This window comes from Agathobaculum sp., from assembly GCF_022775115.1.
Taxonomy (GTDB): Bacteria; Bacillota; Clostridia; order Oscillospirales; family Butyricicoccaceae; genus Agathobaculum.
In genome coordinates, this window is the sequence record NZ_JALFLA010000018.1 from 1 (window position 1) to 18,475 (window position 18,475).

The 18,475-nt window shown below is 60.4% G+C and carries 20 protein-coding genes; 15 read left to right on the forward strand and 5 right to left on the reverse strand.

Translation table 11 applies throughout. The annotated features are described in order from the left end of the window. Nucleotides 1-310 precede the first annotated feature (310 nt). The gene (locus MR935_RS02640) at nucleotides 311-1,189 is read left to right on the forward strand and encodes an SPL family radical SAM protein (RefSeq protein WP_290570784.1); all 879 of its coding nucleotides are present in this window, start codon (nucleotides 311-313) and stop codon (nucleotides 1,187-1,189) included. Nucleotides 1,190-1,219: 30 nt separating this feature from the next. Here MR935_RS02640 and MR935_RS02645 read toward each other — a convergent pair whose 3' ends face one another. After that, complete coding sequence (locus tag MR935_RS02645) at nucleotides 1,220-1,537, reverse strand: RNA polymerase sigma factor (protein ID WP_290570785.1); 318 nt, start codon at nucleotides 1,535-1,537, stop codon at nucleotides 1,220-1,222. Next, nucleotides 1,515-1,751 (reverse strand): hypothetical protein, encoded by a 237-nt coding sequence (locus tag MR935_RS02650; protein ID WP_290570787.1) that lies wholly within the window; start codon nucleotides 1,749-1,751, stop codon nucleotides 1,515-1,517. The genes MR935_RS02645 and MR935_RS02650 overlap by 23 nt, the downstream gene beginning before the upstream one ends. Before the next feature lie 199 nt (nucleotides 1,752-1,950). On the opposite strand from MR935_RS02650, the gene spoIID reads away from it, so the two are divergent. The 6 genes from spoIID (at nucleotide 1,951) to MR935_RS02680 (ending at nucleotide 7,920) form a co-directional block, all read left to right on the forward strand. Beyond that, nucleotides 1,951-2,931 carry a stage II sporulation protein D gene (gene spoIID, locus MR935_RS02655; protein ID WP_290570788.1) on the forward strand — a complete coding sequence of 327 codons (981 nt, stop codon included), beginning with the start codon at nucleotides 1,951-1,953 and terminating at the stop codon, nucleotides 2,929-2,931. A gap of 47 nt (nucleotides 2,932-2,978) precedes the next feature. Further along, nucleotides 2,979-3,707 (forward strand): M23 family metallopeptidase, encoded by a 729-nt coding sequence (locus MR935_RS02660; protein ID WP_290570789.1) that lies wholly within the window; start codon nucleotides 2,979-2,981, stop codon nucleotides 3,705-3,707. Nucleotides 3,708-4,267: 560 nt separating this feature from the next. Further along, complete coding sequence (locus MR935_RS02665) at nucleotides 4,268-5,110, forward strand: papain-like cysteine protease family protein (RefSeq protein WP_290570790.1); 843 nt, start codon at nucleotides 4,268-4,270, stop codon at nucleotides 5,108-5,110. A gap of 15 nt (nucleotides 5,111-5,125) precedes the next feature. Then, the gene (locus MR935_RS02670; RefSeq protein ID WP_290570792.1) at nucleotides 5,126-5,968 is read left to right on the forward strand and encodes a tyrosine-protein phosphatase; all 843 of its coding nucleotides are present in this window, start codon (nucleotides 5,126-5,128) and stop codon (nucleotides 5,966-5,968) included. Nucleotides 5,969-6,005: 37 nt separating this feature from the next. After that, nucleotides 6,006-7,184, forward strand: a complete 1,179-nt coding sequence (locus MR935_RS02675; protein WP_290570794.1) for an anti-sigma factor antagonist — start codon at nucleotides 6,006-6,008, stop codon at nucleotides 7,182-7,184. Between the two features lie 220 nt (nucleotides 7,185-7,404). Continuing rightward, the gene (locus MR935_RS02680; RefSeq protein WP_290570796.1) at nucleotides 7,405-7,920 is read left to right on the forward strand and encodes an ATP-binding protein; all 516 of its coding nucleotides are present in this window, start codon (nucleotides 7,405-7,407) and stop codon (nucleotides 7,918-7,920) included. Between the two features lie 255 nt (nucleotides 7,921-8,175). Here the strand turns inward: MR935_RS02680 and MR935_RS02685 are convergent, their stop codons facing one another. Both MR935_RS02685 and ndk read right to left on the reverse strand, forming a co-directional pair. Further along, nucleotides 8,176-8,814, reverse strand: a complete 639-nt coding sequence (locus tag MR935_RS02685) for a hypothetical protein (RefSeq protein ID WP_290570798.1) — start codon at nucleotides 8,812-8,814, stop codon at nucleotides 8,176-8,178. A gap of 245 nt (nucleotides 8,815-9,059) precedes the next feature. Next, a complete protein-coding gene (gene ndk, locus MR935_RS02690) occupies nucleotides 9,060-9,464 on the reverse strand; it encodes a nucleoside-diphosphate kinase (protein ID WP_290570799.1) in 405 nt (134 codons plus the stop codon). 235 nt (nucleotides 9,465-9,699) lie between these two features. Between ndk and MR935_RS02695 the strand changes: the two genes are divergently transcribed. Both MR935_RS02695 and MR935_RS02700 read left to right on the forward strand, forming a co-directional pair. Then, complete coding sequence (locus MR935_RS02695; RefSeq protein ID WP_290570801.1) at nucleotides 9,700-10,662, forward strand: DnaD domain-containing protein; 963 nt, start codon at nucleotides 9,700-9,702, stop codon at nucleotides 10,660-10,662. Then, on the forward strand, nucleotides 10,652-11,644 hold the full coding sequence (locus MR935_RS02700; RefSeq protein WP_290570802.1) for an ATP-binding protein: 993 nt from the start codon (nucleotides 10,652-10,654) through the stop codon (nucleotides 11,642-11,644). Before MR935_RS02695 ends, MR935_RS02700 begins: the two co-directional genes overlap by 11 nt. Nucleotides 11,645-12,369: 725 nt before the next feature. Here the strand turns inward: MR935_RS02700 and MR935_RS02705 are convergent. Next, on the reverse strand, nucleotides 12,370-12,861 hold the full coding sequence (locus tag MR935_RS02705) for a superoxide dismutase family protein (protein WP_290570804.1): 492 nt from the start codon (nucleotides 12,859-12,861) through the stop codon (nucleotides 12,370-12,372). 168 nt (nucleotides 12,862-13,029) lie between these two features. Here MR935_RS02705 and MR935_RS02710 point away from each other — a divergent pair, with 168 nt between their 5' ends. From MR935_RS02710 to MR935_RS02735, 6 genes are all read left to right on the forward strand, one after another. Beyond that, complete coding sequence (locus tag MR935_RS02710) at nucleotides 13,030-13,848, forward strand: Mrp/NBP35 family ATP-binding protein (RefSeq protein ID WP_290570806.1); 819 nt, start codon at nucleotides 13,030-13,032, stop codon at nucleotides 13,846-13,848. After that, complete coding sequence (locus tag MR935_RS02715; RefSeq protein WP_290570808.1) at nucleotides 13,845-14,279, forward strand: NifB/NifX family molybdenum-iron cluster-binding protein; 435 nt, start codon at nucleotides 13,845-13,847, stop codon at nucleotides 14,277-14,279. The genes MR935_RS02710 and MR935_RS02715 overlap by 4 nt, the downstream gene beginning before the upstream one ends. Nucleotides 14,280-14,318: 39 nt before the next feature. Then, nucleotides 14,319-14,810 (forward strand): pyridoxamine 5'-phosphate oxidase family protein, encoded by a 492-nt coding sequence (locus tag MR935_RS02720; RefSeq protein ID WP_290570810.1) that lies wholly within the window; start codon nucleotides 14,319-14,321, stop codon nucleotides 14,808-14,810. 208 nt (nucleotides 14,811-15,018) lie between these two features. Beyond that, a complete protein-coding gene (locus MR935_RS02725; protein ID WP_290570812.1) occupies nucleotides 15,019-16,266 on the forward strand; it encodes a DapH/DapD/GlmU-related protein in 1,248 nt (415 codons plus the stop codon). 240 nt (nucleotides 16,267-16,506) lie between these two features. Then, on the forward strand, nucleotides 16,507-17,466 hold the full coding sequence (locus MR935_RS02730; RefSeq protein ID WP_290570814.1) for a ribose-phosphate pyrophosphokinase: 960 nt from the start codon (nucleotides 16,507-16,509) through the stop codon (nucleotides 17,464-17,466). Between the two features lie 50 nt (nucleotides 17,467-17,516). Beyond that, complete coding sequence (locus MR935_RS02735) at nucleotides 17,517-18,299, forward strand: TIGR00282 family metallophosphoesterase (protein ID WP_290570816.1); 783 nt, start codon at nucleotides 17,517-17,519, stop codon at nucleotides 18,297-18,299. Nucleotides 18,300-18,475: the final 176 nt, after the last annotated feature.

Sequence of the window (18,475 nt, forward strand, 5' to 3'; positions counted from 1 at the left end):
GGTCTGCATCGCACCCCTTGGCCGTGTTTTGGCTGCATGGCGGCGGCGATGCGGGCGCACGAATGTGCGGTTTTGTCGAATTGACCAATTATGAATAAATTATGAATTTTATTTTGTAAACTTTTTATCTTGTCCGGTGGAAAAGCAAAGTGCTATAATTTGTTCATTCGGCGAGGGACTCCCGGCGCCGAGCTGATATTCGTTAAAGATACGCGGTGGGGCGGTGCAATAGCATTGCCTGATGCCGCGTTCTTTTTTTATTCGGGCGTGCCGCCCGTTTTTTGTCTCACCGGACAAAGGAGGATGCGCCATGCAGACCATCCCAGCGAAAACCATCGTCACCCCTGTGAAAAACAGCGCGGGCTGGTTTGGCGCGCGGTATAATATGAACCTTTACCGCGGCTGCTGCCACGGCTGCATCTATTGCGACAGCCGTTCGGCCTGCTACTGCGACGATGATTTTGATACCGTGCGCGCCAAGCAGGACGCGCTGCGCATTGTGCGGGACGATTTACGTCGCAAGGTGCGCACCGGCGTGGTGTCTACCGGCGCGATGAGCGACCCGTACAATTCTTTCGAGCGCTCGACCGCGCTGACGCGCCACGCGCTCGAACTGCTTGCGGCCTACGGCTTCGGCGCGGCCATCGCCACCAAGAGCGACCTCATCTGCCGCGATATCGACGTGCTGCGTGAGGTGAGCGCCGGCGCGCCCGTGCTGTGCAAGCTGACCATCACGACCACGGACGACGCGCTTGCCCGCGCGCTTGAGCCGCACGCACCGCCGCCCAGTGCGCGGCTGGATGCGCTCGCCCGCCTGCACGATGCCGGGCTGCACACCTGCGTGCTGCTCATGCCTGTGCTGCCGTGGCTCACAGATGACGCGGACAGCGTCCGCACCCTTGTCCACCGTGTGCGGGAGACCGGCACGGTGTGCATTTACCCCGCCCTAGGCCTGACCATGCGCGACCGCCAGCGCGCCTACTTCTATCAGGCGCTCGACCGCGCCTTTCCCGGCCTGAAGCAGCGCTACATTGCGCGCTACGGCACGCGGTACGAATGCAGCGTGCCGCACGCCCGCGCCCTGTGGAGCACCTTTACCGACGCCTGCGACGAGACCGGTGTTTTTTATCAAATGCGCGATATCACCCGCCGCTATCAGCGCGGATACGAGCAGCTTTCGCTGTTTTGAGAAAAGGCGCACCGTGTGTATGCCCGCCTGTCAGCTGAACTTCTCGTGCCGCAGATCGAGATTGTAGGCCAGCAGCACGCGCAGGCGGTTTTTGCCCCGGCTGCGGTGGCGTGAGACCGCACTCTGGCTGATGCCGAGCTTATAGGCGATCTCCTTGCCGGACAGCCCCTCGACCTCGCTCAGCCACAGGATCTCGTACTGCCGCGCAGTCAGCTGCTCGTTCATCGCGCGGAAAAACGAAGTGCGGAAAGCCTCTCGAAAGGCGCTGGTATCCCCGGCGAGGGAAGCAAGATAGCCCTCATAGGCCATACGGTCGGCCTGCTTTTCAGACAGCGGCTGCGTTTTCATCGCTCTGTCCACTCCTTTCGTGATAATGCTCCAGTGCAAAGGCTGTTTTACGGCTCTCGTTGATCAACATACGCAGACAGCCGATCCGCCTTTTCAGACGGAATTTGACCTCCGGCTGCCGCGCGCGCCGCTGCGCCGCCTGGAGCTGCCGGAGCCGCAGCTCGAGCAGCGCGGTGTTCGCCCGGTATTCTCTGGACATTTCATATAGTGTCATGCCGTCCCTCCTTGCCATTGTCAGACCCATGCCCGCCCGAACGGAGTTATCCATTCTCCAGTCGCAGCGAACATTTGTTCTATACCTGATATTTCCTATAATACAACATCTTGCAGGCTTTGTCAAGAGAAAACTATATCTGGTCGTTCTTGCCGGATATGCGCCCTGCATATACTGCATAGGCAAGGAGGGTCAGGCTATGCGCAGGTTGTTTTTCATCGGAATGGGACTGGTTTTTGCGCTCTATCTGCTGCCCGCGGTTTGGTCGCGCGCCGATATGGCGGACACGCCCGTGCTCTTTCCCGTGCCGCAGGCTGCGCCGGAGGAGAGCGGGCAGACCACTTCGGCGCAGAGCGGCCCATCGACCGTCACGGTCGAGCTGGACGGAAAACCGACCGTGCTGCCGCTTGAGACCTATGTAGAAGGTGTGGTTGCGGCCGAGATTGCCGCTTCGTTTCCGGTCGAGGCCATCCGCGCGCAGGCCGTCGCGGCGCGCACCTACGCGGTATACAAGCTCGGGCGCGGCCGGCCTGCCGCCCATCCAGAGGCTGACCTGTGTGATGATTACCGCCATTGCGCAGCCTACCGTGATGCCGCTGCCGCCGCCGCGGCAGGCGGCGACCTGTCCCGCGTCCGGCAGGCTGTACAGGATACCGCGGGGCAGATCCTGACCTATGAGGGCGCGCCCATCGCCGCCGTGTTCCACTGCGCGAGCGGCCCACGCACCGAGGCCGCGCGCGATGTTTGGGACGAGGATGTGCCCTATCTGCAAAGCGTGGTCAGCCCGGGCGGCTCGGCGTGCAGCGAATACGAGGGTACGGTGACGCTCACTGCCGATGCCTTCCGCGAAAAGCTGGCCGCGGCGCTGCCCGCCGCCGATGTTTCCGGGCCGCCGCAGGGCTGGTTCAAAGCCTCGGTGCGCTCGGACGCGGGCAGCGTGCTGACCGTGCAGCTCGGCGGGGTGACGGTAGAGGGCACGGCTGTGCGCGAGCTGTTCGGCCTGCACTCGGCCAACTTCACAATCACCACCGACGACGACCGCATCTCCTTTCATACCATTGGCTATGGACACGGCGTTGGTCTGTCCCAATACGGCGCGAAATACATGGCTGAGCAGGGCGCGGCCTATGATAAAATTTTGAGCCATTACTACCAAGATACCGTGCTCAGCCATGTATAAATCCTTTCCTCCGTGGCGATACTTTGACCAAACGGAGGTAAAGGGATATGAAACAATATAATGGAAAGCACACCGCCGTCCTGTCGACGCGCGGCTTTTACACCATCCTGACCGTGTGTGCCCTCATCATCGCGGTATCCGCGTGGGTGCTGTGGTCGAGTATGCGCACGCCCGCGCAGAGCGAGCCGGCGCCAACCACGCCGGTCATCACCCCAGCCGAAGCACTGCCCGACCTGTCCGCAGACCAGCCGGTCGAAGCTGATGAGCCGACCGGCGTCGAGCCGGTCTCCGCCCCGGCCGAGGAGACACAGCCGGCAGAGGCGCCCGCCGCGCCCGCGCCTGCTGAAACGGTTTCCGCTCCGGTCTATGTGCGGCCGGTCTCGGGCGCGGTCATCACGCCGTTTTCCGGGGATGAGCTGCTGTTCCAGCCCACGTTGGGCGACTGGCGCGTGCACACCGGAACGGATTTTGCCGCCGAGCCGGGCGAGCCGGTGCTTGCGCTGAGCAGCGGCACGGTGGCCGACGTTTTTGAGGACGGCCTGTACGGCGCCTGCGTTACCATCGCGCATGACGGCGCGCTGACTACCACCTGCCGCGGTCTGACCGATGTGCGCGTCGCCGCCGGGCAAGCCGTCAGCGCGGGTGAGGCCATCGGCGTGTGCGCGGACAGCATCCCGATCGAGGCTGCGCTCGGCACGCACCTCCATGTCGAGGCGGAGCAGGATGGAACGGCCATTGACGTGCTGACCCTGCTCGGCGAGCACGAGCCGGAATGATGACAAACGGGCAGTCCTGTCGATAGGGCTGCCCGTATTTTGCTGCAAAAGCGGGACTTCTCAAAGGAGAAGCCCCGTTTTTGTCTGTCAAGAAACGCGGCCTTGCATCAAGTGGAGCCGGATTTCCGGCGCTGTGTCACTGTTGTGTTAAGCAGAGTATAAAGTTAACATTAAAAAAATTTTTTTATTTTATGGAAAAATGGATGGTTTGTAACAGATTTGTGACGGCCTGTGTTTTATAATTTTTTTATACATATCCTGAATCATGGAGGTGACAGATGGAGGGGTATTTGCAGACAACCGGAAAAGAAGGCGGCTGTGGGTTACCGCTGTCATTTAAGCACAAAAGAGAGGGTGGTTATGCACAGCAAAGGAAAAAACGAGCATGCACACGCTGCGGCGCTTGCAAGTGCAGTCTCGGCTAGCAGCCAGGAGCTGAAACAGAATCTGGTCAAGAATGAATACGCTCGCTCTGGGGCTGGCAAACATACCGCCGCAGCAGAAAGCGCTGACGGAGAGCAGATGGACAGCCGGTGAACAACTTTTTGGGAGGTAATACAGTGGACAACAAGCAGGAAAAAACAAAACATACAAGGAGCGCAGTTATCGCAGGTGTTCTGACACTCGCCGCGCTGGCCACGGGCGTTATCATCGGGAAATATGCATTTCCGGTCTCCACCCCAATGGGAAACTACTCTGATGAAATGAAAATGGACTACCGTACAAACTTTGACGACTACGGAGCCAGCGCTGTGGAGCGGCAGGGGGACCATGAGGATTCTCCTTATTTTTATGATATGGACTTTTATAACGCGCAGTCGACGGACACGCGGTACATTCTGCCGCATTTCCAGACCATCCAGCAGACCAGTTGGTGGTCCTGCGGCGTCAGCGCGGTGGAAATGGTGCTGAACTACTTCGACGCCCGCGGCGATTGGAACGAGGAAACGCTGGCGGCGCTGCGCGAGGATCATGCTGCTCAGCATATCGGCACCTGCATGGATCAGATCATTGATATGCTTGAGACGGTGGGCGGCTTTGAGCTGGAGACGACATACGACCACGCGGACGATCTGGATGCGGTCAACATGGCTTTCATCCGGGAGCGTGTTCAGGCGGGCATTCCCATTATTGTGGGCTGGAATGACTGGGGCGGTCACTGGCAGGTCATCATTGGATATGACACCATGGGAACGGAGTACGAGGGAGACGATGTTATCATCGTGGCCGATCCCTTTGACACCACCGACCACAATCAGGACGGCTACGGCGTCTATGGCGCGGAGCGGTTTATTTACAACTTCACGTTCTATGATTTCTTCGGTGACGCGCCGGATCATCCGCGGGATAAGTGCTTTGTAGCCGTAAAGCTTGCGGCTCACACCCCGCTGCCCGGCGCATGACAGGGGGCGATCATGGTGGCACAGACCAATACAGTTACAGTAGAGAGCCAGAGGATAGAAATAACAGGTGTTCAGAACGCCAGAGAGCTGGGGGGCTATCGCACCCGGGACGGTACAGCGGTCAAGCGCGGCTTGCTGCTGCGCACCGCGCAGTTGGGGAACGCCGCGCCGGAGGAGCTGAAGCGGCTGGCAGAGACTTACCGTGTGGCGCACGTCATTGATATGAGAAGCAGCATGGAGGTTGCCGCCAGCCTCGAACCGGAGCTGCCCTCTGCGGAAAGGCATTGGCTGCAGATCATGGATGAGCAGCAGATGGTGCGGCGTGCCGCGCCGGTTCGGGATGTGCTGACCGATCCCAAGACGGATCAGCTTACCCGGCTGAAGGCCTGTATAGAGGCCGGGGTGGTCTCAGACCGGATGTATGCAGAGTGTTTGGACAGTGAGCAGGGCCAAAGCGGCTACCGGGAATTTTTCCGCATTCTGCTGAACAACCGGGAGGGCGGCGCGGTGCTGTGGCACTGCACGAGCGGCAAGGACCGCACCGGCATAGGAGCGATGCTCCTGCTCAGCGCGCTGAACGTGGACGAAAAGACCATCATCCGGGACTATATGCTGACCAATGACTTTTTTGCCGGGGAGCTGGCCGACGTACGGAGCAGGCTGGAGCCTGTGGTCAAGGACGAGAAGCTGCTGGAGGATATGCTGGTGGGGACGCGGGGAGTCAGCGAGAGGTACATTACCAATGCCCTGACATATATGAAGGAGCATTACGGAAGTGCTGTGGCCTACCTGCAGACCAAGCTTGGCCTGACGGATGACGACTTGACCACACTCAGGCAGCTGTATACGGAGGCCTGACGATATTATCATCATTCAATTAGAAAGGAACGGCAATATGAACATCAACGGCACTTTTGCAAACAATATTTTGACCATCGCCTTAGAGGGCAATATTGATTCCGTCACCGCTCCCGAGGCGGAGGAGCGGGTCATGGCTCTGCGCCGCGAGTACCCCGAGGGAGAGGTGGTGCTGGATGCGGAGAAGCTGAACTATATCTCATCCTCCGGTCTGCGGGTGATACTGAAGCTGCGCAAGATGGAGGGGGCGCTGAAGATGGTCAACGTTTCCAGCGAGGTCTATGAGGTGCTGGACATCACCGGCTTTGTAGATTTGCTGGAGGTCTCTCGTGCCATGCGCACTGTCAGCGTGGAGGGCTGCGAGGTGCTGGGGCAGGGCTCGCGGGGCAAGGTGGTGCGGCTGGACGAGGATACCATCGTCAAGCTCTTTCTCCATGACGGTGGTCTGGAGGAGGCCAAGGAGGAGCAGAGCTACGCCCGCAAGGCCTTTGTCATGGGTGTTCCCACGGCCATCCCCTATGACATTGTAAAATGCGAGGGTCATTACGGGCTGGTGTTTGAGCTGGTGGACACCCGCACGGTCGCGGGCTACGTCTGCAAGCACCCGGAGAAGCTGGAGCAGACCGCCGACCGGTTTGCCGAACTGCTCAAGACGCTCCACACCACCCATGTGCCGGCCGGCACACTTAAGAGCACCCGCGAGCTGTTCGGCCAGTATATCGACGCGCTAAAGCCCTATCTGGAGGAAGAGGAGATCCGGCAGCTCCACCGCATTAACGACGCGATCCCGGAAAAGGATACCGTCATCCACGGCGATTTCCATCCCAACAATGTAATGGTTCAGGGCGGTGAGGACTTGATCCTCATTGATATGGCGGATATTTCCTGCGGCAATCCCCTTTACGACATCGCTTCCTTCTTTGTGGGACAGTATATGACGAGCAAGGAGCTCAGGGAAAAGATGCTGGGCATGCCGGTGGAGATGCTGGACCGCTTCTTCCCCCGGTATCTGGACAAATACATGGAAGATAAAACCCCGGAACAGCGGGAGCAGTTCCTTGCCAAGGCTAAGGTGCTCATGCTGCTCACCTTCTGCGTGTTCCTGCGATATAGCTGGGCAGCGTCACCGATGCTGGTGGAGAAGGTGCAGCAGATTGTACGCGGCCAGCTGCTCGCTGATGTGGAGCAAATTGTGGCCTTGATGGCGCAGGAATAAGACCGCCACGGCGTTTGCGGCCGGGGATAGGCGGTTCTTTTTAGCTTGCGATTGACGGATAGGCAATTATCCGATATGCTGGGTACATACACCTTCAAAATGTCATGCAGTGAGAGGAACGATGGCCATAACTGTTCACGAGAATGTGGATGGAAGCCCGCTGACCCAGAGGCCAGCCGGGCGACTGCTGGCGAGACTGAATGAAAAGAGGCGGCTGACTGTGGGAGAACTCTGCAAAAAAGTCAAGGCGGATGCGGACGCTTTTGTGGGCGAGTCCGACCGGCATGGCGAAACCACCATGCCGTGCGTCCGGCCCGAACCGCCGGAAAGTGGAGCCGTGCTGACGGTGGAACCCACGAAGGCGTCTGCCGCCCGGGTGTTGGGCTTTCTGGAAGGGGAGCTGGAAAGGCTGGAACTCCCCTTGAGGACAGTCAACCGGCTTATGGTCGCCATGGATGAGATTTACTCCAACATCGTGCGTTACAGCGGCGCGAAGCGCGCCCATGTGCGGTGCGCTGAGGAAAAGGGCGTGCTGACGCTGACCATCCGGGATGACGGCACACCCTACAACCCGCTGGAGGCCAAGGAGCCGGACGTCACCGCCTGCGCTGAGGGGCGGGAGATCGGCGGGCTGGGCATCTTCATGGTGCGCAAGATGATGGACAGCGTAGACTATAAGTATGAGGACGGCCATAACATACTGACGCTGGGTTTGCATCTTGCAGGGCGGTGTTGACCCATTGTGAGCCATCAGGAGACGGAATGACAACGGTAAGGGGGATAGCGGCCATGCGTAAGAGGACAAAGCGCGCCGCGGTGTTTTTCGGTCAGCAGTCCTTGGGCAGCGGCGCGGCCTAGCAGGCTCTACCGGTCTGTTTGACCGCGGCAGTCAACGCGGCGGACACAAAGGCGCGCAAGCCGGTCAAGTAAGAGAAGCGCAGAAAAGAGCGTCAGGCGAGTGCCTGACGCTCTTGTTGTGGTTTGCGGATAGTTAGAATCCCTCTGCCAGAGCAGCTTGGTAGGCTTCATTGGCCTGCTTGACCGCAGCAATATCGGCAGCATCGGCCTGTGTCGTGGTCTCATCGATTAGGTGCCAGCGGTCATTATCATCAGGTGCATAGGCATACAGATGATTCACCCCTGCAGCATCTCGCTTGGCGATGTACAGCAATGCATTATCTGCGCGCAGCAAACCAACCGCACGAGAGTCGCCTGCGTGTATCCCATAAATGGGGATGATCTCCATAACAATATCCTGCACGACGGTTTCGCATTGTTCGACCATCTCGAGTTGGGTGATAGGAATACGGCGGAAATCGGTTAAGTCGAGGCCGAAGGATGCAATGATTGCTTCGTCACGAATAGCCAGCGTTTTAGCTAATTCATCGGACGCTTTTTTCTGTTTATCGCTCATACGGCTGCTGGGGAATTCGTACCTATCAACATACCTGCCTGCATCGGCAGGATTACCCATGTCCCGGGCAGTGTCGGCTGTAACACCTGCTTGATGCGCAGCAGTGGTGCTGCCGGTAATCCATTTTCCCGTAACATTTGCCGTTAAGGCTAATGCACTACAAGCCATGAATGCACCCAGAAGGATGGAACAAAGAGCACGTTTTCTGAACTTCATTGATGATCAACTCCTTCTCTTGATGTGGGTGAATATAGTATGGGTGAGTACATCAAAGATAAGCCAGTAATAGCGTATCTTTACTGCATAGTAAAATAAGTCTATATATTTGTCAATTATTCATGAAATAGTTTGGGTGATATTTCTTTTAAAGTATCAAAATCCACACTAAACCCACAAACTACTGACAAAAAATAGACTAACATTTTGCCCTTTTACCCATTGCTTCGTCACGAAGGAGGCGGTCACACCGCGCCGAAAAACCGCCGTATCTCGATCTCCGCGTTCTCGGGCGAGTCCGAGCCGTGGATGATGTTGAACGTGGTCGAGCAGGCGAGGTCGCCGCGGATGGTGCCGGGCAGGGCATTTTCGTTCTTGGTCGGGCCCATCAGCGTGCGCATACCCGCGATGACATTCTCCCCCTCGACGACCATGGCGACCACTGGGCCGCTCGTCATGTATTCAACGGTCGCGGGGAAGAAGGGCATATCGACGATATGCGCATAATGCTCACGCAGGATCGGTTCGTCCAGCCGCAGCGTTTTCATCTGCGTGATGCGGTAGCCCTTGCGCTCAATGCGGGTGATGATCTCGCCGGCCAAGCCGCGCTGCAAGGCGTCCGGCTTGAGCATGATATAGGTTCTTTCCATCGGTATCGTTCCCTCCTGATTTTTTTCGGCAGGGCAGCCCGGCGGCGCCAGCCGGTGAATGCGATATCTATACTATAAAGCAGGCGCGCAGGGAATACAAGAGAAGATTGCCGTATTTTGGCAGACAATGCCCCTTTGTTTGCAATGGTTTTTGTTTCAGGTGAGAGACTTCTTTTTTTTTCGCTTTCGTTATGCTATAATAAACGGACATCGACGCAGAAAGGACGGTAACGCCATGCCACTTCTCAACCGACTGCCCGAGGGCGAGCTGCGCGTCGCGTACTGCGATATGCTGGACAAGCTGATCGCAGTCGGTGACGGGGACGCGGCGTTGCTGTATCTGTATATCCTGCGCCACGGCGGCGTGCGGGATGAGCGCGAAGCCGCGCGCGCGTTGCAGCTTTCGGCCGCGCGCATGGAACGCGCGCTGTTCACGATAAACGGCCTGACCGCGCCCGCCGCGCCGCCCCCGGCGGCGGACAAGCCCGCGCAGCCGCCGCAGTACACGGTAGACGAGCTGCGCCGCGCGCGGACGGACGACCACTGTTTTGCCGCGGTCTGCCAAGCGGCCGAGGAGACGCTGGGACGCACGCTGACCGAAGGGCAGCTGCGCTGCCTGCTGACCGCCTATGACCATCTGGGGCTGGATGCGGGTGCGATCATCGAGCTGCTGGCCTTTTTGAAAAAGGAAAAGGGCGCGGTGCGTCTGGCCGATATCCGGCGCGAGACCAACCGTTGGGCGGATATGGGCATCCTGTCCGCGCAGGACGCGCAGGCATACCTGACGCGCCGCGCCAACGAAAAGCCGCTGAGCGAGGCGATCTACAAGGCGCTTGCGGCTGACCCGGCACAGCCCGCGCCCAAGGAGCAGCGCGTGTGCAGCTTTGCGCTGGCGCATGGCTTCCCGCCCGAGGCCGTGGCGCTCGCCGTGCGGCGCACCGAGCGGCAGCAGGGGCACAAAAGCCTTGATTACACGCTGGGCATTCTCCGCCGGTGGGACGAGGCGGGTATACATACGGAGAGTGAGATCACCGCGCTTGAGCCGGAAAGCCGCGCGGGGGTATCCAAGGCCGTTGGACAGACGGCCGCGCAGCCGACCGACGCCGCCACACTCGCCGCGTGGGAGCAGCAGTGGCAGGAAAACCACCGCAAAGAGATAAGACGCAGAAGATTGGAGGCCGAAGCCAATGGCCTATGATAAAAAGGTGCTCGCCGCTGCCCGCCGCGCGCTCGAGCGCGACCGCGCCGCCCACGCCGAGCAGCTCGAGGCGCGCCGCCGCGATGTGTATGCGCGCGCACCGCGCATCCGCGCGATCGACCGCAGCCTTTCGTCGACCGCTGCCGCCGTGCTCAAGGCGGCGATGGAGTCGGGCGGTGACCCGACCGCCGCGATCGAGCGGCTGCGCGACCAAAACCTGGCTCTGCAAGCCGAGCGCGCGGCGCTGCTCGGGCAACTCGGCCTGCCGGAGGACTACCTGACCGACCGGCCGCTGTGCGCGAAATGCGGGGACACCGGCTACGACGGCGGCGCGGTGTGCAGCTGTGTCAAGGCGCGCTATGCAAAGCTGCTCAAGGAGCAGCTTTCGGCCATGCTGCCGGTGCGCGACCAGAATTTCGACGCATTCCGGCTGGACTATTATCCTGACCGGCGGGACGCCCGCTTGGGGGACTCGCCGCGCGAGCTGATGGCCGACCATTTGTTCGAGTGCAAGGAATACGCCAAGCGGTTTGGGGCGGACGCGCCCAATCTGCTGTTTTACGGCTCGACCGGACTGGGCAAGACCTTTCTGTCCGCCTGCATCGCGGAAACGGTGTCGGGGCGCGGCTTTTCGGTCGCATATGATACGGCGATCAACATCGTCGCCTCGTATGAGACGATCAAGTTCGGCAGCGGGGACGGCGAGGCCGCGGCCGAACGCATCGCGCGCTACGAGCGCGCCGACCTGCTCATCATCGACGATATGGGCACCGAGATGGGCACGGCGTTCACGGTGTCTGCGCTGTATAATCTCATCAACATCCGCCTGATGGCAAAGCGCCCGATGATCGTCAACACCAACCTGCTGCCCGAAGCGCTGGCCGATAAGTATTCGCCCGCCGTTGCCTCGCGCTTGCGGGGTGAGTTTCAGGCGATGCAGTTCGTCGGTGAGGATATCCGCCTGAAGAAAAAAGGGATGTAAAGCGAACACCTGGCTTTGGGGCGCAGCCTAAACAATTCTTTCACAAGCTGTTCAAAGATCGTTCACACATCGCGGCCGGACACGCGGTATACTGAATGCGTCGGCAAGGGAAGCCGCAAGCCCACGCCGGCAGCCTACCGATCTCTTATTTCTCTTTTACCCTTTTTACTTGTGAACCGACGGAAAAGACCTGCTTTCCTTCCCCCATGGAATGCGGGTCTTTTCCCATACGGCAAAGAAGTTCGTCAAAAAAGATTCATAAGTTATTCAAAAGTTGTTCATATATTGTGCGCTGCGATGCGCTATACTGATAACGCCAAGGAGGAACCGCTCTCCTCTAAAAGCACAGTTTGGATACACCTTTTTTCCCCCTTTCTTTCTTTTTCAACTCCTTTTTGCCCTCCGCAGGAGGGGAAGGGCGTCCGTCTCTGTTTCCCCCACAGAGACGGGCGTTTTTTTACTTTGTCGTGTGCGTAGGAGAAGCGGGGCGGCGGGAAACAAAACCTTCACAGCATGTTAAAAGTCTATTCACACATTGCCCGCGGCCGGGCGGTATACTGGAATACGTCAGCAAGGGAAGCCGCAAACCCGGGCTGACGGCCTACCGATCTTTTATTTCTCTTTTTTACCCCTTTCTTTCTAATTTTATGTAGTAACCGGCAAAGAGCCGTTGTCTCGTTTCCCCCACGAGGCAACGGCTCTTTGCATTGGCCTTACCGGGCGGCTTACTGCTCGGACGGCGTGATGACCCCGCAGGCCATCTTGCCGTTGGCGTTGCCGGACGGCTGGGTGGTGAAGTCATCCAGCTTTTCGTGCAGGATGACCGTGCGCCCGAGCACGTCGCGCACGCGGAAGCGGTCGGTCAGCACGGCCATCCACGCCGTGCCCGCCCGCGTGGCGAACAGCGGCGGCAGGTCGCCCGCGTGGTATGGATGCTGGCAGCCGCCGGGGTTGTAGTGCGCGCCCGCACCGGCGAAGCGGTCGGCGGCGTTGCCTGTGCAGCTGCGCCCCTCGTGGATGTGTAGGGCGAAGATCGGCTGCGCGCAGGCCATGCGTGTAACGGGCAGGCCGCGCATGGCCGCGGTGATCAGCACGCCCTGCTGCGTTTGGTAAAAGGACACCGTTCCCTCGGCGCGCTCGCCGCGCACCACGGCGGCTGCGTCGGGCCGGCGGTTGGTGATGATGGATGCAAAAAATTGAGAATTGTTCAGTGTCATGATTGATACCTCCGTAAATCAGCCTATGCGCCGCCGATTGCTCTTGCGAAAGCCGTGCAGATGCGCTATACTGAAATCCAAGGCGGCGCTGGCCGCTCCGATGGGGGCGGCAGGCACGGCCGCCTTGTGTTTGGATATTTCTTATAGATAGCAAGGAGTTGTTTTAATATGGGTTGCTCGCATAATTGCAGTTCGTGCTCAGCCGGCTGCGGCAGCGAAAAGAGCCTGAAGGTGGCTGCCAATCCCGCTGCAAAAATAAAGAAGGTCATCGGCGTCGTATCCGGCAAGGGCGGCGTGGGCAAAAGCCTGCTGACCTCGATGATGGCCGTCGGTCTGACCCGCAAGGGCTACACCTGCGGCATTCTGGACGCCGATATCACCGGCCCGTCCATCCCTAAGGCCTTCGGCGTGCATGACCAGCTGGAGGGCTGCGAGGAGGGCATCCTGCCCGCGCGCAGCGAGGGCGGTGTGCAGATGATCTCGATCAATCTGGTGCTCAAAAATCCGGACGACCCGGTCATTTACCGCGGGCCGATCATCGCGGAGACTGTCAAGCAGTTCTGGGCGGACGTGGTATGGGACGATGTGGACTACCTGTTCATCGACATGCCGCCCGGCACGGGCGACGTGCCGCTGACGGTGTTCCAGTCCCTGCCGGTGGACGGCATTCTGGTTGTCACCTCGCCGCAGGATCTGGTCTCGATGATCGTCGGTAAGGCGGTCAAGATGGCCAAGATGATGGATGTGCCGGTCGTCGGCATCGTGGAAAATTACAGCTACTTTGAATGCCCGGACTGCGGCAAGCAGGTCGCGCTTTTTGGGCAGAGCAAGGCGGACGAGGTCGCCGCGCAGTACGAGCTGCCCGTGCTGGCAAAGCTGCCGATCGACCCCGCGCTGGCCGCGGCGGTGGACGCGGGCAAGATCGAGGACGTTAAGCTGCCCGCGCCGCTCTCAGGCGCGCTGGCGGCGGTTGAGGAGCTGCGATGAACATCGGCGTGGCCTATGACAATGGGCAAATAGCGGAAAATCTGGGTGCGTGCCGCAGCTTTCTGATTGTGACGGCCGAGGGCGGCGCGCCGACCGCCAAGCGCATCGCCCCGGTGGCGGGCACGGCCGTGACCGATATGGTCAAAACGGTCAGTATGGAGCAGATCGACGTGCTCATCTGCGGCGGGCTGGGTCTTGCCGTGCGCAACGCGCTCGAGCTGATCGGCGTGCTGCTCGTGCCTGGCTGCACGGGCGCGGCCGAGGAGGCCGTTGCCAAGTTCCTTGTGGGTGAGCAGCAGGGCGACCCGGCGCTGCTGGCGATCGGGCGCGAGGATGACCCGGACGACCCGATGGCCTGTATGCACGACTGCGCGAAGTGCGCGGGCTGCGGGCCGATCGAGATATTGCGGCAGATGCCGCAAGCCGATTGACCGCCCCGCCGTGGGCGTCGGCAGGAGAGGAGGAGGCTGATGTTTCGTCAGCTGAGAAGAAGCCGGCAGGCGCTGCCGGCTGAGGCGTGCGAGGAGATTTTGGCGCGCGGCACGTCCGGTGTGCTGGCCGTGTCGGGGGATGAAGGCTATCCCTATGCTGTGCCGCTCAATTATGTATACAGCGGCGGCAGGCTGTATTTTCACTGCGCCAAGAGCGGCCATAAGCTGGATGCGCTCGCGCGCAGCGACAAGGCTTCGTTCTGCGTGATCGACCAGGATCAGATCGTGCCGGAGGAGTATACCTCCTATTTCCGCAGCGTGATCGCCTTTGGCCGGGTGCGCGTGATCGAGGATGCGCAGCAAAAGCGCGCGGCGATCGAGGCGCTCGCCATACGGTTTTCGCCGGATGACAGCGCGCAAAACCGAAGCGACGTGATCGAGCGGGACTGGGCGCCGCTGTGTATGCTGGAGATGGAGATCGAGCATCTGAGCGGCAAGCAGGCCAAGGAGCTGGCGCGGGCGGGGCAATAGCGCGCCGTCTGTTCCCGGCGGGATGGGAGAAGGGCTGTCCGCCCCAGCGGGCGGCTCTTTTGTCATGCAAGGGCGAAAGCACCGCGCGAAACGCGCGAAATTTATCAAAAATGCTGATGCAATTTGGCGCACGGTGTTGTATAATGAATCTATAACCGAAAAACAGGGGGCGCCTTGTCCCCGCGAACGGATGGGAAGGACTGCTGCAATGAGCAATATTACTGCCGCCCTGATCGGCGGCCTGTTTGACCAAAACGGTGTTTCCGCTTACGCGCGCCCGGTGCTGTTCGGCACAGCGGGAGACGCGGTCAAGGGGCTGCTGCCCGCCGCGGTGGATGCCTGCTTTTTTGTGCATGACGGGCGTGAAGATGCGCCGGCCGGCGCGGAGAGCATCGCGCTGGCGGAGGAGGGACGCTTTGCCGCGCTGCGGGCGCTGCCGGAATGCGCGCAGGTGCTGGTCATTGCCGCGCCGCTGGCGCTGACCGAGCCGGACGCGCTCACGCACTTGACCGAGACGCACACAGTCACCGGCTTTGGCGTCAGCGTGCTGACCGCCGGGCGGCAGGGCTTTGACGAGGACGGACAGCCTATCCCGCGTGACGAGCGCTGCCTTGCCGCCATCTTTACCTATGACGCGCTGCAAAGGGCGCTCCAAAGCGGGGCGGACACGCTCGACCGGCTGGTCGGGGCGGCGGTCGAGGCGGGCGCGCAAAAGGGCGTGTCTGTCACTGATGAGATCGTCGAGATCCGCGACGGCGCTTCGGCCTATCTGGCGCAGCTGCTGCTGGTGCAGCGCGTCAATTTTACGCTGATCGAAAAGGGCGTGCAGCTCTTTGACCCTGCGGGCACCTATATCGCGCCCGACGCGGATATCGCCCCCGGCGCGGTCATCCTGCCGGGCTGCCACATCCGCCCCGGCTGCAAGGTCGGCGCGGGAGCCGTCATCGGCCCGCACAGCATTTTGGACAAAGCCGTGATCGGCGCGGGAACGACGGTCAACCACTCGCAGGTATACGAATCCACCGTGGGGGACAATGCCACGGTCGGCCCCTTTGCCTATATCCGCCCGCAGTGCGTGGTGGGTGACGGCTGCCGCGTCGGTGATTTCGTCGAGCTGAAGAAGTCGACCATCGGCAACGGCACCAAGGTATCCCACCTGACCTATATCGGAGACGCGACCGTCGGCGAGCGGGTCAACTTCGGCTGCGGCACGGTCGTGGTCAACTACGACGGCTATACCAAGAGCCAGACCGTCATTGGGGACGATTGCTTTATCGGCTGCAACACCAACCTTGTCGCGCCGGTCACGCTGGGCGACCGCGTCTTTACTGCGGCCGGTACGACCGTCACCCGGAATGTGCCGGACGGGGCGCTGGCCGTGGCGCGTGCGCGGCAGAGCACACTTGAGGGCTGGAACGACAAGCGCCGCAGGGCGCACGGTCAGGACAACGGGTGACCGATATCGTTTTTTGAGAGGATAAGGCAGCGCCGCGGCACACGGCAAAGAGCGGTTTGCGGGAAAAATTTCGCGCTGATAAGACGCGGTTTGGCGGTAATACTGGATATATCGCGGGAAAACGCGGCGAGAGCGGGGCGTGAAGGTCACGCAGAGTGCCGAAGGTGCGATCGTGCGGCGATGCTTTAGGAGAGAAAACGCAAAAAGGACACATAATAAAAGTACGGAGGGGCAAATCGCATGATTTCTCACGGTAAAAACATTAAGATCCTGTCCGGTAATTCTCACCCGGCGCTCGCCATGCAGATCGCGTCGGCGCTCGGCCTGTCGCTCGGCAAGGCTGCGATCTCAAGCTTTGCAGACGGTGAGATATCGGTCTCCATCTCGGAGTCGGTGCGCGGCTCGGACGTGTTTCTGGTCCAGTCGACCTGCGACCCGGTCAATAACAACCTGATGGAGCTGCTCATCATGATCGACTCCTGCAAGCGTGCCTCGGCCGGACGCATCACGGCGGTCATCCCGTATTTCGGCTATGCGCGGCAGGACCGCAAGAGCAAGGCGCGCGACCCGATCTCGGCAAAGCTGGTGGCTAACCTGATTACCGCCGCGGGCGCGGACCGCGTGCTGACCATGGATCTGCACGCCGCCCAGATACAGGGCTTCTTTGATATCCCGGTGGACAATATGCTCGGCTCTTCGGTGCTGATACCGTATATCGCGGGCAAGTTCGGCGTCGGCACGGAGGATACCGTCATCGTCTCGCCCGACCTTGGCTCGGTCACCCGTGCGCGCAAGTTCACCGAAAAGCTCGATATGCCGCTTGCCATCATCGACAAGCGCCGTCCCAAGGCCAATGTGTCCGAGGTGATGAACATCATCGGCAACGTGCAGGGTAAAAAATGCATTCTGGTCGATGACCTGATCGACACCGCCGGCACGCTGGTGCACGCGGCCGACGCGCTGGTCGAAAAGGGCGGCGCGACCGAGGTCTACGCCTGCGCGACGCACGGCGTGCTCTCCGGCCCTGCGATCGAGCGCATCCAGAACAGCCCGATCCGCGAGCTGGCCATTCTGGACACCATCGCGCTGCCGCATGAAAAGAAGATCGACAAGATCAAGGTGCTGTCGGTCGCGCCGGTGCTGACCGAGGCGATCGCACGCATCTATGAGGAAGTATCGGTGTCGACCTTGTTCGACTGAAAGCTGAGGGGCTGCCGCGGGCAGCCCCTCTTTCGGAAGGAGGGTATGATATGAAGATATTGGCAGTCGGAGACGTGGTCGGCGAGGCCGGGCTGGATACGCTCGATGCGCTGCTGCGCAAGGTAAAGCGCGCCCACGGCGTGGATTTCGTCGTGGTAAACGGCGAGAACGCCGCGCGCGTCGGGCTGATGCCGGGGCAGGCGGACAGTATGCTGGCCGCGGGCGCGGACGTCATCACGCTGGGCAACCACACGTTCAACAAGCGGCAGATCGTCCCCTATCTGGACGACAATCCGTTCATCCTGCGCCCGGCCAACTACGCGCCGCAGACGCCGGGGCGCGGCGCAGCCGTGTATGAGGGCGCGCAGGGGCTGCGCATCCTCGTGTTCAACCTGATCGGCCGGTGCGACATGCCCTTTGGGCCGGACAACCCCTTTCTCTGCGCCGACCGGGTGCTGCGTGAGCACGCAGGGCAATACGATATCGCGCTGTGCGATTTCCACGCCAATGCCACGAGCGAGAAAATGGCCATGGGCTATTATCTCGACGGCCGCGTCGCCTGCATTTGGGGCACGCATACCCATGTGCAGACGGCGGATGAGCGCATAAACCCCAAAGGCTCGGGTTATATCACTGATATCGGTATGACCGGGCCGATCGTCTCGGTGCTCGGCGTGTGCCCGGAGCAGTCTATCGCCATGTTTCGGGGCGACCTGACCGATTATTTCAAGACCGCCCCCGGTGATTGCGCGCTGTCCGGCGCGGTGTTTGAGGTTGCGCGCGGCGGCGTCTGCCGGTCGGTCACCCGCGTGTGGGAGCGGTATCAGCGGTGAGCACCGCCTGTGCGGTGTACACTTGTCCGCCAGACGGAAACACACGAAAAAGCGGCGTCGCTTTTGTGCATTCTGCGGGAAGTTGGGATATCGGCCGGCAAAGCGCGAAAAACCGATTGACGGCAGAGCCGGTTTTGTTGTATGCTAAGAATGAATTACAATGGGTCTTGCTGTGA

Coding starts and splice junctions, on each gene's coding strand:
- MR935_RS02640 (WP_290570784.1), top strand. CDS start 311: ATGCAGACCATCCCAGCGAAAACCATCGTCACCCCTGTGAAAAACAGC.
- MR935_RS02645 (WP_290570785.1), bottom strand. CDS start 1,537: ATGAAAACGCAGCCGCTGTCTGAAAAGCAGGCCGACCGTATGGCCTAT.
- MR935_RS02650 (WP_290570787.1), bottom strand. CDS start 1,751: ATGACACTATATGAAATGTCCAGAGAATACCGGGCGAACACCGCGCTG.
- spoIID (WP_290570788.1), top strand. CDS start 1,951: ATGCGCAGGTTGTTTTTCATCGGAATGGGACTGGTTTTTGCGCTCTAT.
- MR935_RS02660 (WP_290570789.1), top strand. CDS start 2,979: ATGAAACAATATAATGGAAAGCACACCGCCGTCCTGTCGACGCGCGGC.
- MR935_RS02675 (WP_290570794.1), top strand. CDS start 6,006: ATGAACATCAACGGCACTTTTGCAAACAATATTTTGACCATCGCCTTA.
- MR935_RS02685 (WP_290570798.1), bottom strand. CDS start 8,814: ATGAAGTTCAGAAAACGTGCTCTTTGTTCCATCCTTCTGGGTGCATTC.
- ndk (WP_290570799.1), bottom strand. CDS start 9,464: ATGGAAAGAACCTATATCATGCTCAAGCCGGACGCCTTGCAGCGCGGC.
- MR935_RS02695 (WP_290570801.1), top strand. CDS start 9,700: ATGCCACTTCTCAACCGACTGCCCGAGGGCGAGCTGCGCGTCGCGTAC.
- MR935_RS02700 (WP_290570802.1), top strand. CDS start 10,652: ATGGCCTATGATAAAAAGGTGCTCGCCGCTGCCCGCCGCGCGCTCGAG.
- MR935_RS02705 (WP_290570804.1), bottom strand. CDS start 12,861: ATGACACTGAACAATTCTCAATTTTTTGCATCCATCATCACCAACCGC.
- MR935_RS02710 (WP_290570806.1), top strand. CDS start 13,030: ATGGGTTGCTCGCATAATTGCAGTTCGTGCTCAGCCGGCTGCGGCAGC.
- MR935_RS02715 (WP_290570808.1), top strand. CDS start 13,845: ATGAACATCGGCGTGGCCTATGACAATGGGCAAATAGCGGAAAATCTG.
- MR935_RS02720 (WP_290570810.1), top strand. CDS start 14,319: ATGTTTCGTCAGCTGAGAAGAAGCCGGCAGGCGCTGCCGGCTGAGGCG.
- MR935_RS02725 (WP_290570812.1), top strand. CDS start 15,019: ATGAGCAATATTACTGCCGCCCTGATCGGCGGCCTGTTTGACCAAAAC.
- MR935_RS02730 (WP_290570814.1), top strand. CDS start 16,507: ATGATTTCTCACGGTAAAAACATTAAGATCCTGTCCGGTAATTCTCAC.
- MR935_RS02735 (WP_290570816.1), top strand. CDS start 17,517: ATGAAGATATTGGCAGTCGGAGACGTGGTCGGCGAGGCCGGGCTGGAT.